The 13,381-nt window shown below is 56.7% G+C and carries 9 protein-coding genes; 8 read left to right on the top strand and 1 reads right to left on the bottom strand.

Translation table 11 applies throughout. From position 1 onward, the window contains the following. Positions 1-250 precede the first annotated feature (250 nt). A complete protein-coding gene (locus R9B84_RS15075) occupies positions 251-1,411 on the top strand; it encodes a hypothetical protein (RefSeq protein WP_423758538.1) in 1,161 nt (386 codons plus the stop codon). A gap of 130 nt (positions 1,412-1,541) precedes the next feature. Here R9B84_RS15075 and R9B84_RS15070 read toward each other — a convergent pair whose 3' ends face one another. Continuing rightward, the gene (locus R9B84_RS15070) at positions 1,542-2,480 is read right to left on the bottom strand and encodes a hypothetical protein (protein WP_423758537.1); all 939 of its coding nucleotides are present in this window, start codon (positions 2,478-2,480) and stop codon (positions 1,542-1,544) included. 1,025 nt (positions 2,481-3,505) lie between these two features. On the opposite strand from R9B84_RS15070, the gene R9B84_RS15065 reads away from it, so the two are divergent. The 7 genes from R9B84_RS15065 to R9B84_RS15035 all read left to right on the top strand — a co-directional run bounded on the left by R9B84_RS15065 (position 3,506) and on the right by R9B84_RS15035 (position 13,264). Then, on the top strand, positions 3,506-4,018 hold the full coding sequence (locus tag R9B84_RS15065; RefSeq protein WP_423758536.1) for a hypothetical protein: 513 nt from the start codon (positions 3,506-3,508) through the stop codon (positions 4,016-4,018). A gap of 744 nt (positions 4,019-4,762) precedes the next feature. After that, a complete protein-coding gene (locus R9B84_RS15060; protein WP_423758535.1) occupies positions 4,763-6,052 on the top strand; it encodes an SAVED domain-containing protein in 1,290 nt (429 codons plus the stop codon). Continuing rightward, a complete protein-coding gene (locus R9B84_RS15055; protein ID WP_423758534.1) occupies positions 6,015-7,406 on the top strand; it encodes a nucleotide-binding domain-containing protein in 1,392 nt (463 codons plus the stop codon). Before R9B84_RS15060 ends, R9B84_RS15055 begins: the two co-directional genes overlap by 38 nt. Positions 7,407-7,480: 74 nt before the next feature. Further along, the gene (locus tag R9B84_RS15050; protein WP_423758533.1) at positions 7,481-9,004 is read left to right on the top strand and encodes a hypothetical protein; all 1,524 of its coding nucleotides are present in this window, start codon (positions 7,481-7,483) and stop codon (positions 9,002-9,004) included. A gap of 574 nt (positions 9,005-9,578) precedes the next feature. Further along, positions 9,579-10,784: an ABC-three component system protein gene (locus tag R9B84_RS15045; RefSeq protein ID WP_423758532.1), complete on the top strand. Its 1,206-nt coding sequence runs from the start codon at positions 9,579-9,581 to the stop codon at positions 10,782-10,784. Beyond that, the gene (locus R9B84_RS15040) at positions 10,771-11,250 is read left to right on the top strand and encodes a three component ABC system middle component (protein WP_423758531.1); all 480 of its coding nucleotides are present in this window, start codon (positions 10,771-10,773) and stop codon (positions 11,248-11,250) included. Before R9B84_RS15045 ends, R9B84_RS15040 begins: the two co-directional genes overlap by 14 nt. Before the next feature lies 1 nt (position 11,251). Next, a complete protein-coding gene (locus tag R9B84_RS15035; RefSeq protein ID WP_423758530.1) occupies positions 11,252-13,264 on the top strand; it encodes a DUF3732 domain-containing protein in 2,013 nt (670 codons plus the stop codon). Positions 13,265-13,381 lie beyond the last annotated feature (117 nt).

Here is a 13,381-nt window from a genome sequence, read left to right as displayed (position 1 = left end):
GACAGACGACAGCGCGTCGTTGATTGCACGTACGATGATGCAGTCGGGCACTTCGGACCCACCGTAACATCTCAACGCGCACAGCTTATGAGCGAGCGCAGGCCAAGTCGTCGCCGGCCCTTCGCGGGTGTCCGGTAGCGCTTGAAAGTAGACAAAATGCTCGATTGCTTAGCCTCCCTTGTACTGTCTGGGGATGCACTCCGAAAGAGGTCTTGACGCTCGGCTTTCTGAATGACATTGAGGGATTGGCATGCCATCTGAAACGCAAAACTTCGAACGTGAAAAGCTCTACGAGGAAATTTGGTCCGAACCTGTCAGCAAGGTGGCGAAGAGGTATCAAATCTCGGACGTCGGTCTTCGAAAGATATGCGTCAACCTCAACATACCCGTTCCACCCGTGGGTTACTGGGCAAAAATCGCCGCCGGTCAGACTGTTAAGATGCCATCCTTAGCACCGACGAAAGGGCCGACAACGTACCAGCGCACCATATATAAAGACAAGCTCGACGATGAACGTTCGACGCGCACTCAGGCAAAGATTGATGAGGATGCCGTTCACGCCCCCGAAGTACCGGTTGTCGCCCCTCGTACCTCCATCGATGATTGCCTACCACTCATCAAGCGTATGGCGAAAAAGCTTGGGGGCAAACAGCGAGATTCTCGAGACTGGCCGTATTGCGACGGCGCGGGGCTCATGCGTATCTCCGTTTCGGAGCAAAACTCATTGCGTGCGCTCCTCGTGCTAAACCAGCTACTGGAGACACTGTCGGCTGCAGGCTATCGACTTTCTGCAGCAGGCAACGAGGAGGACTCCGCTTATGTTTCTGTCTTGGATGCCAAGCTAACGTTCCGCGTAAAGGAACGGAGTCGACAGGAGCAGGTTCCCCTCTCACGAGAGCAAGCGGCTGAGAACAAACGGCTCGGATACAACTGGCACAGCCAGCGCTTCATCTATCACCCCACGAACGAACTTGAAATATCAGTATTCCGTCCCGGACACACCTACGCCGTAGCAAGCACTGCTGATACACGAAGCGCTCCAATTGAGACAAAGATTCAGGCATTCGTTGGCAAGCTGCGTCGTCTGGTCATTCGAGATTCCGTCAATGCAGAGATAGCTGCCGAACAACGAGTCATTTCGGAGGCCAAGGAGGCGGAACGCGCGCGACTTGAAGAGATTCGCCGAATAGAGCTTGACCGTTTGAAGCAGGTCGAGGAATGGGCATTGAAGCTCGAACGAGCTAACCGTCTGCGAGCACTGGCTTCGGAGTTCGAGTCGAAAAAACTGACAGCATCGGACGAAGTCGTAGATGCAGCCTGGATACGGCGGGCGGCGGACTGGCTAGACCCAACACTCGACTCCCGCTGGAATGCCGTGGACGATGTTCCACCACGATACGGCAGTCGGTAGCCCGAGTTGCCACGCGTCTTCTTCGGTGCCGGCCACATCCAGGATGCTTGACACCTCGAACACCGCTCTGCTCACTGCAACGCGAGCCGCCAAAGCGGCTCACCGGACGCCCGAGCGTTTTCGGCAGGCGTCACCCCGCGGCCGCCACGGCTCTAGCCCTTTTAACGCCCTTGGAGTGTTCGACTCGACCAGACGCTCCCCACTGAGCGAGCACGCCAGAACTTGGCGAGCTGACGGTGATGTGCGTGAGCTTCACCAGCAGCACGCACTGGAGCCAATCTTCCTCATATAGGTGGTCGACCGTAGCGCCTCGGGTGCTTGCCATGCAACCAATCGCGTGGCCATTGCGGTCCTTGGTAACTGTGCCTTCTACCTCCATCGTCAAGCCGTTGACCGCACTCTTGGCTGCATCCGGAGAAAGTTTGAGCGTTTTGGTGAGGTCTCGATAAATAATGGTTTCCCTCGTCGAATAGCTGTCTTTCGGAAAGACGCCCATGTACGTGCCCGCCACGGCGCCTATGCCAATGACCCGATACGAGACGGGTGTGACCTCCTTGGTTACGTTGTATGCGTTGGATTCCAGCTTGGGCGCTCCGTACGAGGCTTCCTGCACGAAGGTGAGATAGTCAAGAGAGCTAACGCCGCTCTCATAATTCCCGTAGGCCGGGCGGACAGTGAGAGTGAGTTGCTCTTTGTCCGCATCGTAGTAATACGTCGGCCCGCGCTCGCCTTCCTTGTCTGCTGGAATGTAAATCTTGAAGTGCCGGCCGACCAAGGCGGCGTCGTTAAAGCCTTTGGAGAACTCGTCCGCCCGCTTGTAGTCCATCGCGGCATGCAGATAGTTCGCAATGGTCTCATCGTCGAGTCCCTCGGCGGGTAGCGCCAATGGGTCCTTCGATGCCGTTATCGACTCCGGTGCAGAGGCCGCGCTCGCGGCGTCCGGAGGTGGCCGTTGGTCGCATGCGGTCAGGACGAAACTCAGGCAGATGGCGCTCGCCAGCACAAAGAACCTGCGCGGCTCGTGCGTCGACATTGCGGCGTCGCGCCGCAGCCAAGGTAGACGTGACATTTTTTTGCTCACCTCACGCCGGGCGGCTCAGCCGCCCTGACGGCCCCATAGTGTCCAGTAATACTAGCTCGCGGTTGGGAAAGCGCCTTTCCGAAAGAACCCTTAGCACCTTGCCGCGAGCATCGCGACGCATAGTCGCGGAAGTCTTCGCAGTCGCCATCGTCCGGCCCGTTCCACGCCATGTGGCCCTCAATCCGGCACCTCGATTGGTGTCCGCGCGCCTAGCCGTGCACGTCGTCATCCATATCATCGATGTCGTCGACCGCAAGATGAACCGGCTGGACCTGACAGGGCTCATCACGAAGAGCGTGTCGTCCGGCTGGCCAGGTATCGGCACAGTCGTTACGCTCAACATTGCGCTGCTGGTCGGCGGCGCGGCGCTCACCAGCAGCACTGCTCAACCTGGGTCCAGTCGAGCGCGTGCGCGCATTGGACGCGTGAGCGAAAACCCACCCAGCAGCGAGCCCTCAGGGGGAGTCCGGATAGTGCGGGTCCGCGTATATCGCCTGTCCGCATCATGCTAGGGTCGCGTCATCCGTTACGGGGATACGGAGACGAACATGAAAAAAAGCGATTGCGGTCATCTTAGTGGCCGGCGCCGGCATCTTGGCGCATGCGCAATGGAGTGGCCAGGCGCAGACGGTCGACTCGTACAACTGGGGCTCGCCGGTGCCGCTCCAGCCACAAAAGCATCGACGCCCCTGCCCGGCGTGCAGCACCTCGACACTGAACCCGCTCAACGGCCGCGAGCTGCACTTCGTGCCGAGCGGAGCCATTGATGCGGCCGCCGGCCGGATGCTGCCGTCAGCCGGTGATGGCGCGGTTGTATCTACCCTTATAACGGCGGGCGCTATATTCCAGCGCCCTTGTGTGCGCGCGGCCAATCTTGTTGTTTCGAGCACGGCTTTTTGCGGGCAACTGCCGGCTTGACCAAGACGCGCTGCGGTCGGCCGTCGTCGATGACGATGCCGACTACCCAGCGCGAAGCCGGGTTCGTCGAGTCGTAAAATTACGGGGACGGAATCATGGAAACTAAGCCAATCGCGAAGGCAGTTGTCACGCTGATAGTGGTAATGCTAGTGGGTGGACTCGCACGCCATGCGACTGATTCACTGCGTGGCACGCCAGTTCCTGCGGCTGCGCGGGACAGTATTCAACAGGACGTGCCAAAGCAAAGTGATATCGAAGCCGCGAAGCAAGTCGAAGCCGCAGCGAGCGCTGAACGGCTGGCGGTACTTGGCGTAGTGGGTAAAACCTATGATGCGATGCGTGACCAGCAATCAATGACAGTGTCCAGCGTTGGCGTGACTCACACTGCGAAGCTCATAACCGCGTGCATGGAGTACGCGTCCCGGAATGGCTTTGGAGGCATGAATCGCGGACACGCCACCTGGCAATTGAAGCAGGGCGGCGTTTTCAGATTCGCCGCTGACAGTGCAACGAGCTGGAACCGGGACTGTGCCCACAAGGATTATGTGGATTACACTGACTTGGGTCGGTCGCTGTTGAAGAAAATGAAAGACCACGATGCCCAGTAGCGCAAGCGGACTCGCTCAACCAAAAGCAAGCGACCGGCTCTTTTGAGTCGGCACCAACGGACTTGTTCAGACGCGCGGCAATTCTATCTGTTTGCTCGAACGGCCTGCGCATTTGACTACCCTGTGGCGATGTACTATTCGAAGATTCCCGGTCATAAGCGCAACAAGTTGGAGGCGGCGCTGGCACTGACTGTCGAAATGATTGAACAACGGTGGTTCAATTCGTCGACCGACCTCATCACTGAGAGGAACCGATTGCTGTGTCGTTTGCGACTCGTCGTCCATGGACGCATGCTTGCAAGCGGACCGGCCGATTTGCTTCCCTCCCGGAAATCCAGCCGCCCGACGCGTACACCAGCGTTCGGTACAGCTACTTCGAGATATAAGCGCAACTTAATCGCCGCAAGAATTGCTCACCAGAGGATTCCGCAGCCGCGGTCTGGCGTTGTGCGGAGCAGAAAGGAATGTTTCGAGGCTGCAACCGAGATTTTGCCTTATTTGCGTGCGAATCAGAGGCCCAACGGCGCCGCGTTGACGCACGCTAACGTTTGCGTGATTTTCCCGCCCCGACGTTACATTTTCCCGTTGAAATTTCCTATTGCACCGCAAACAGGGCACACAAGATATGGGAATTGCATCACTATGCTTTGCTATATACAGTAGTAGTTCCTGTTCGGCAGTTGTGGTGCCTCGCTGCTCATTGCCCTAGAACACACAATGCAGTAGTACCCGAGAAAAGACACCGTGAGTTTCGGCGCATACCAGCTTCCGCCGCCCGCCGATTGGCAGGCGTTCGAACGTTTTACGCGCGACTTGTTTGCCGCGCACTGGAACTATCCGACCGCTGAGATGAACGGTCGAGCCGGACAAGCGCAGGCCGGTGTTGACGTGTATGGAATTAACTTCACCACCGGAAAACTCGAAGCCGTCCAATGCAAAGGGAAGGACGGCCGCTATGGCCATTCGGTGACCAAAGAAGAACTGCGCGCGGAAGTAGATAAGGCGCTTACGTTCGAGCCTCAGCCTGGCCATTACTATCTAGTAACGAGCGGTGCCGCTGATGTCGCGGTCCAAGAGGAGGCGCGACAAATTAGCGCCGCTCACGCAGCCGAAGGAAAGTTTCCTGTCCAGGTATTCGGCTGGGAGCAGTTACTTGGCCTACTTCAAAATTACCCGAAGGTCGCACGCGCACATTTCCGCCCCTTACTTGTGGCGCTATCCCAAATCGACGCGGCGGCAGAGCTAATCGCTATCTGCCATCAGTCGTTTCAGCGCGCTGGGATGTTTGACGATGTGGACCCTGCAGCGGCCGCCGACGGATTTCACCCAGTGCACATGGACGCCTCTGCTTTTTACGAAGGCGGCGTGCTTGATGTCCGAGGTGCTCTTGCGCTCCAACGCAATCTATATCGCGATGTGACTGCGCAGCTGCGTGCCCACCCCAAAGCGACCGTCGCGTACTTCGGGATTGCACACATCCCGCTCGCGATGCATGCAGGTGCCGCTGTCTCGACCAAGCAGGCCGTGCGCCTCTACGAGCTCGACGCTGCCGCTGCGGAGAGCGAGTGGAATCCTCTACTTGATGGTGACGCGCCTGACCTCGGCGTGGAGGTGGTGGATATGGGCGGGCCTGTCGGCGGACCGGACGCTGTTATTCAAGTCGACGTTAGCGCGCGAGTTGCTAAAGCCGATATCGACCATACCATTGACCGACCATACCGCCATTTTTCCGTTCGTATCGCAGAGCCCAAGCGTGGGGTTATCACCCATCACGAACAAGCAAGTGCTATTGCTAAAGCATTTCGCGAAGCGCTAGACAAGATTCACAACGAGAATCCGGCGACCATCCACCACGTTTTCGCAGCGACGCCGATGTCAGTTTCCTTCCGGCTTGGACAGATGGTGAGCTACACGATGCATCGCTCCGTACGTGCCTATAACTATTCGCAGCGGAGCACACCGCCATACTTTTGGGCCGTGGACCTTGTAGCTGCAGATGGCCAACCTGGACAACTCTGGATTTCGGGGGAATAACGCCATGTATGACGCGTCCAATGAATTGGCTGCCTTTTATGAGAATCACGTTCGCCTTGGCACGCAACTTCGCAACGACCTGGGCGGCTATCGCGACCTTAACCTCGACCGCCTGACCGCGGGTTTGAAGTCTCTCGGTGACAAGCAGAACGTCGTCTACAAAACGTTCGTAGATAGCAAGAATCAGGGAAGCTACGCCATGCACACCCTGAATCAAAGCGAACACATCGACTATGACATTGACGTTGCCGTCATCTTCGAGGCAAGTGACCTCCCGGAGAAAGCAGCCGATTCACGCGCTCGCGTTCGCGACGCACTGCTCGAGAAGTGCAGCAACTTCACCAAGGAACCTGAAGCGCGCAAAAATGCGGTTACGGTCTGGTATGCGGATGGGTACCACATCGACTTCGCAGTCTATCGGCGCCGAACTGACTGGTTCGGCAATCAAACAATTGAGCACGCCGGCGGCGACGAATGGACTGCGCGCGACCCGATGGCATACACCAACTGGTTCAGCAAGCAAGTCGATTCGAAGAGCCCTCCAACGTATCTTGAAGTCCTCCTTGGCACTCGGGTCAACGTCGCAAAAGGTCAGTTGCGGCGCATCGTTCGGTTCATCAAGGCATTCGCTCGGTCGCGCTCTGGATGGGCGTTGCCGGGCGGCATCATCATCACTACCCTCGTTTGCGAGGTGTATAAGCCACATCCCACTCGCGATGACGTTGCTCTCGTCGAGACACTCAAGGCGCTGCTGGCGAGACTCCGAGCTACGGTCGATGTCCAGAACCCCGTTCAATCTGGTGCCTGGTTTACATCGTCAGACCGCAGGAAACGTGAGGTCGAGCGCCTTCGCGATACGCTAGCCGACAAACTGCCGAACCTCGACATTTTGCGTCAGCCATTGTGTACGCCCGCGCAAGCGTACAAAGCGTGGGATGCGATTTTCTGCCACGACTATTGGACGGGTGCGCGGAAAGCTGTCGCACAATCTGCGGCAGCGAATGGTCTCACCATTGAATGCGCCCTCGCCCGGATGAGCAAGAGCAAGGTGTATAAAGCGCACGTGAGCGACTCGCCGGCCTTACCGAAAGGCATTCATCTCCGCTTCATGGCGACTCCAGTGGGAGTTGAGCTTCCATACAGCGTGCGCTGGACAGTGCGGAATGAAGGAGACGAGGCACGAGAAGAAGGTCAATTGACCCACAATAGCTTGCTGGGACCCTCAGAACCATACTGGACCTCCACGGCCTTCAAGGGACGCCACACAATGGTCTGTGAAATCGTGAAGAATGGGCAAACGGTGCGCCGAGCCGAGCATATTGTTCGCATCGCTCCTGGAACGCGTTACCTTTAAGCTCTCACGCACAGTTTGTACCGCGTTTCGCCTCACACTGGCGCAAGACGGGACGACAATTTATCTGCGGATGTATGGACCTCGCTCCACACCTCGACAAGAAATTCGGCGGACTGTGGTCGCGCGCCGGCACTCTCCATAGTTTGGCTGACCTCGACACCGACACGCTCTCGGGTTGGGCAAGGGCGACCGGATTGACCGTAGTCGACGTAGTAGAGCGAAACGTTGGTACGTTCCAGCCGGTACCTGCCATCGTGCTAACTGTCGAAGGCGGCACCGCGTATTTCCCAAAAGTTTTGGCGACGAAGTGCTCGACGTGGCTCGCCAACAAAACGGCGTGTGAGCGTATCGCTACGGCATGGGAAAAGGTGGAATGGTTCGAACCACTGTGGGTAGCCCGAGGTGACCGCAACAAGCTGCTAGCTGATATCGAGCACCGCTCGAAGCAAGAAGCAATAGCGATGTTCGATTACCACACGTCCACCATATACACACTCGCATTTCAAGCGGTCTGCATCGCCCAGCTCATACCGAAATCGCGAAGCCTTGCTCCGTTCGCACCCATCGCGAGAGAGGCGTATCTGGCCTTCTACGCGGGACACCGGGCATCGAGTATCGCTGCGCTTATCCCCGTCATGGAAGGTGCTCTGCAGCGAATATCGGAAGAGAGCAGCAACTTGCATGTGCCTGCACAAATCGACCGCATCATCGACCGCGCGTGCGCGCTGGCCGGTCGAATTCACTATGACGGAAACTGGGTTCCGAGCGACTATCAAACCAAAGAGTATCTCTACGCGCAAGACGAACGTGTCTTCGTCTTCGAGACATATCGCCAGTGGCTGAAGGGAACGTTCTTCCGCCAGACTGGAGAGTATGACGGCATCACGTGGCTAAATCGACACCTGTTTGCACACGGCGCGTCAACGCAATGGACCAATTCTGGGAACTTTTGCAGGCTGGTCGTAGCGCTAGCTACGTTGGGTGTAATCGAATCTTGGCACGATGAGACAAACAGCGTTCCCATGCTACTTCCGAAGATGAATGACGACAGCACTCTTCTCTGGCACCAAGCTCAAAACCAGGCGAAGGGACAGATGATGCTGAAACTTCTTGAGCGGAAGAACTATCACAAGCATGGACAAATTGTCCCTCCGATGCCTACGGACGATGGCGTCACTTTGAGAAAGGCGCATCTGGCTCAACAGTGCGTCAACGACTTGGTGCGCCCCCTACGGAACGCTGGGTGGAGCGTTGAGGTTGCCGAACCAGATGCACGAGCACTCTACATGACGGTAGAAGCGAAGTGCGCTGATGAGACATTGCGCGTGGCCCTTCTTTATAGTTGCGCGACCGACAATAAGCTCTACCGCGAGCTGGCGCAAAGCGCCAGTGCCATTCTCTATCTTGGCGCTCCTTACAATCAGAGCGCGTATGCTTACGGCATCAATGTTCATGTGGGACCGGTCACTGCGTGGCAGCCGCCGCGAGCGCCTACGGGACAAGTCAAGAGACCTCTCGCCAGGCTCAAAGACAGATTCCCCTCGTTGCTGGCGAGGGCGCGGTCGGTCATCACTGGACTTCGCCGCGTTTCGCGATAATGGACATTCACTAGCTTGCCGGGCGACCAGCTATTAGACCGCTCGAACTTGAATGCTCATGGGAGCGGATGACCAAGCCAACGCCTCCACATTCCCTTCTTCCAGAGCTGCTTGTTTCGGGAATCCGATTCGCCATCGTCGTGGGTCTATTATATCCGGCCCCGATTCTCTGGCTAATCGGGCACGGGAAACCCTGCACTTCAGACGGCAATCGTTATTGCCGTTAGTCAGGCAGTTGTGTAACGTACTCTGCGTTACAAAATTGCCGGGGAAGATATGTTGCTGCGCCAAAGTGGCCTCAATCTGTCAAGGTCAAGCGCTTCCTCGAGTGGTCATTGTCGGAGATGATTGACGTTGCCCACAGCACCGGGTAGCTCGACCTAGATGTGAAACGATTTGGTCATGAGCTTCGCAGCTTCCGGAAATTGGTTCATCCTTATGAGCAAATGACGGCCGGAGCCAAGCAGGACGAAGACACTTGTGGCATCTCATGGCTAGTAGTCCAGGCCGCCGCAATTGACTTGGCACGGGCAATTCAGAAAACGCAGTCGTAGCGGAATATCAACGAGCGGGTATGGCAGAACCGAGAAAGAGGAAGACCACGGCACCGGGACAGGCTTATGGATACATTGTCCAGGTAGTGAGAGTAATGTGGCACCTTCTTCGTGCCAGCCCCGGTGACATCGTCGCATTCGAAACGTTAGGGGACGTCTCCATAGAGAGCGGTGGTACCGTCGTTTCGGAGGAGGACAAGAGCGGGCTTGCGCACAATCCGATTGCGGACGGTTCCAGTGCATTGTGGAAGACGTTCGCAAACTGGGCGGATGCGCGGCGTAATGGAGACCTCCCGGCCGCCTCCAAATACATCCTGTATGTCGCGCAGCAGCACGAAGGACAAATCGTGCAGAGGCTGAGCGATTGCAATTCACCAGCTGCTGCAACGGAGCTTGTTCAAGAGTTGCGTAAGCGGTTGGCGCCAGCGGATGCGCAAGAAGGCGACGCTGAAGACAAGGCATCGCTGAAGGCTCAATTGCGTCGCTTGTTCTCTCACAGCGATGGCGCCATAGCTGCCATCGTCCTCGACTTCGCCCTTGAGATAGCTACTGCGTCTCCATTCGATGAGGTCCGAGCTGAAATCGCGCGGAGTACAAGCGACGATAGCGTGGACTTGGTTACCGAACAGCTACTGGGATGGGTTAAGCGTCAACTGATGCAGCATATTGAAGCTCGCACACCTGTGCGGGTATCGTATGACGATTTCAGAAAGCAAAGACTCGCTGTCTTGCGACGCGTCGATAGGAATCTGACCAGCTTTCCGGAGTGCGAAGCCGAGCCGACTAGGGCAGAAATCGAGGCTCAGCTCGTAGGTCGACGCTATGTTCACCAATTGAATCTTCTCAATCTTGACGATGATGACCTAGAGCAACACATCAGCGACTACCTCCGCGCGTCGACTGCACGCACCGAGTGGAGTGCCTCGGGCTATCTCGATAGAGAAGGTCTTCGCAAGTATAAAAAAGAGCTCGAGGACCACTGGCGGCTCTGTCGAATGGCTGTCAAGTCTTCCGATAGCGCGACATCCCCTATCAATCGAGGTGTACAGCTCTTGTTTCAATGTATGGCAAAGGACCCGGCGGAAATTCAATCTCTGAAGGTGCCGCAGTATTTTTCTCGTGGTAGCTATCACGCGATGGCGGACGAACCTCGTATAGGTTGGCATCCTGAATGGAAGAAACTTCTCAACGTAGAGGTCAAGCGAGGGGGAGATGATGCTGATTGATGAAGTCGAGGAGATTCAGAACCCCGGCCTCGGCGCGGCGCTTATTTGGCGATTTGCCTGCGGATACGCGGCTGAGGTGAGGCAGGATGCTGCACCGATTGCGTACGCCTTCTTGGTCATTCCGCTGCTCTTCAACAAGAAGATTCTGGAAACTGTCGTAAAGACAAAAAAGGGATTGCGAAAGGTCGAGGAGAAGCTGCGCGCGGAGCAGTCGATACTAGCGACTTCGCAGGACAGTGCACTGGCGATGAGGGGACTCTCCCAAGAGGCCATCGCCTTGGCTCTGAGCACGGGCCTCATTTCAGTCGACCCGGACCGTGCAACGTTCCAACCGCGAAGCACCAGCAGTCCTACCCCACAAGGTGAGGGTGCAACTCGAATTCTCCAAGCTGCGGAGCGATTGGGCCACTGGGCTAGTCAGGTATCGCTTCGCGAGTTTTGCTTCGTTTTCCATTTGGAGCTTTGAATTGAAGCTGCAGGTCGTTGAAATCGTATTGTGGCCTCGCAAGGGCGGGTTTGAGCCGCGGCGAGTGCCGTTCGCCCTTAACTCAGCCAACGTTATCACTGGGGCGTCTAAGACGGGCAAGTCATCGATTATTCCCATCATCGACTACTGCCTTGCATCTGACCGCTGCTCGATTCCCGTCGGACTCATCCGCCAGACCGTTTCGTGGTTTGGCATTGTGGTGCAGACCGATGAAGGGCAGAAGCTGCTTGCGCGACCGGAGCCCGGCAAGCAACCGAGCTCCGGGGAGATGTACCTCGCTGAGGCAGAGAAGATAAGCGTTCCGCCTGTCATCTCGGAAGGCAACACAACGGTAAAGCAGGTGAAGACCATGCTTGACCGCGTCGCGCAGCTTACCAATCTCGGTACCGATGCGGACAATCAGGGTAGCGGATACTCTGGGCGCCCAAGCTTCCGAGACTTGATGGCGTTTTGTTTCCAACCGCAGAACGTCGTGGCGAACCCGGATGTGCTCTTCTATCGGGCCGACACGACAGAATATCGCGAGAAGCTTCGGGCCATTTTCCCGTATGTGCTCGGAGCAACAACGCCGGAAAGTCTTGAGAAGCGATGGGAGCTCGACTGCCTCAAACGCGAGTTGCGCGTCAAGCAGAGGGAGGTCGAGGCCTACGCAAAAGCATCGGCGACATGGCGTGCCAATCTTGAGAATTGGGTTCGTGAAGCGTATGAGCTTGGCCTGATTGACAAGGAGGCCCTGAAAAGCAAGGACGAAGCGCATGTTCTCTCGATACTCTCAAAGCTAGTGGAATCCGAGGTCCCGGAGAAGCCTATCTCGGCTGATGCGCTCGAGGACTCGGCTATCGAGTATGCTGAGTTGCAGAAAGAGGAGTCGTCACTGAACGGCGAGCTCGCGGAAGTGCGACATAGGCTAACCCGTCTGTCAGAGCTGAAGGGCTCGGTCAGTCAGTATGAGATTTCGCTCGGGACGAGAAAGGACCGTCTGTCACTTTCGCGATGGCTGCGCAATCAGGCCCAAGATGTCAGCGAGGCAACCTGCCCTATATGCGCGCAGTCGTTGAAGTCGCATTCGGCGACGGTCGACGCCATGTGCGATGCGCTTGCGGTCGTCGAATCAGATGCGCGACGTGTTTCGAGAGCGCCATCCGTGTTCGACCGCGACTGGGTGGTGCTCAATGACAAAATGCGTGAACTCACCGACAAGCTGAATGCGGTAAGCGTACGTCGCAAAGGTATTGAGCAACGCAGCGCAAAAGCCAAGCAACAGAGACTCGCAACCAATCAGGTAGCGCGCTACCTGGGAGCGCTGGAGCAAGCGCTCGTGGTCTACTACGGAAGGGAAAATCCAGGCGCCGCGAAGGCGCTTGAGGAAATCGCTGGTCGCATCCAGAACCTTCAATCTGAACTCTCGAAAGAGAACTATGAGGCGAAACTTGCAAGCGTATTGAAGCGACTGAAGAAATCGATGGAGAAGCTCGCGTCTAAGCTCGATGCGGAGGACCCGGACGCCTCGGTCAATCTCGACATCAAAGAGTTGACCGTCAGGGTAGGTGATGCCAGTGGGCGCAGCGACTTCCTCTGGCAGTTGGGGAGTGGCGCGAATTGGCTTACCTACCATGTGGCCGCCACTCTTGCCTTGCATGCGTTATTCCTTAGGCTGACCAACTCGCCGGTCCCAGGGCTGCTCGCTTTCGACCAGCCGAGTCAGGTTTACTTCCCACGAAAACTCGCCAGCAAGCGCGGGGACTTGGACCCGAAGATTGACGACGACGAAGATGCAGAGGCGGTGAGACGGTTCTTCAAAGTATTTGGAATGGCAACTGCTACCTTCAAGGGGGATTTCCAAATCATCGTGGTTGACCACGCGAGCCGCGACATTTGGGGCGGCCTGGAGGGCATTAACCCCGTCGAGGAGTGGAGGAACGGCAAAAAGCTGGTTCCTCTTGCATGGATTGAGGCGATGAGATTGGATGGCTCTGTGATAGCAGACGAGTGATTGCCGTCTCGGGTTTGTCGTGTTATATTTAATTCGACTCGCGGATAGATTTTTTGCCATGTTTCATGGCATGTGAAGCAAATGTTCCGAGATATGCCCTCGGTATCCCTCTGATAC

It is taken from the genome of Burkholderia sp. NLJ2 (assembly GCF_049487195.1).
GTDB classification, from domain to species: Bacteria; Pseudomonadota; Gammaproteobacteria; order Burkholderiales; family Burkholderiaceae; genus Burkholderia; species Burkholderia pyrrocinia.
Note: the sequence above shows the minus strand (reverse complement) of the source record. Positions and strands in the feature narration are given on the sequence as shown.

What these genes read in the sequence shown, in the direction of transcription:
- R9B84_RS15070 (WP_423758537.1), bottom strand. Translation starts at nt 2,480, where the DNA reads ATGTCACGTCTACCTTGGCTGCGGCGCGACGCCGCAATGTCGACGCAC.
- R9B84_RS15050 (WP_423758533.1), top strand. Translation starts at nt 7,481, where the DNA reads ATGGACCTCGCTCCACACCTCGACAAGAAATTCGGCGGACTGTGGTCG.
- R9B84_RS15040 (WP_423758531.1), top strand. Translation starts at nt 10,771, where the DNA reads ATGATGCTGATTGATGAAGTCGAGGAGATTCAGAACCCCGGCCTCGGC.
- R9B84_RS15075 (WP_423758538.1), top strand. Translation starts at nt 251, where the DNA reads ATGCCATCTGAAACGCAAAACTTCGAACGTGAAAAGCTCTACGAGGAA.
- R9B84_RS15055 (WP_423758534.1), top strand. Translation starts at nt 6,015, where the DNA reads ATGGCCAACCTGGACAACTCTGGATTTCGGGGGAATAACGCCATGTAT.
- R9B84_RS15065 (WP_423758536.1), top strand. Translation starts at nt 3,506, where the DNA reads ATGGAAACTAAGCCAATCGCGAAGGCAGTTGTCACGCTGATAGTGGTA.
- R9B84_RS15045 (WP_423758532.1), top strand. Translation starts at nt 9,579, where the DNA reads ATGGCAGAACCGAGAAAGAGGAAGACCACGGCACCGGGACAGGCTTAT.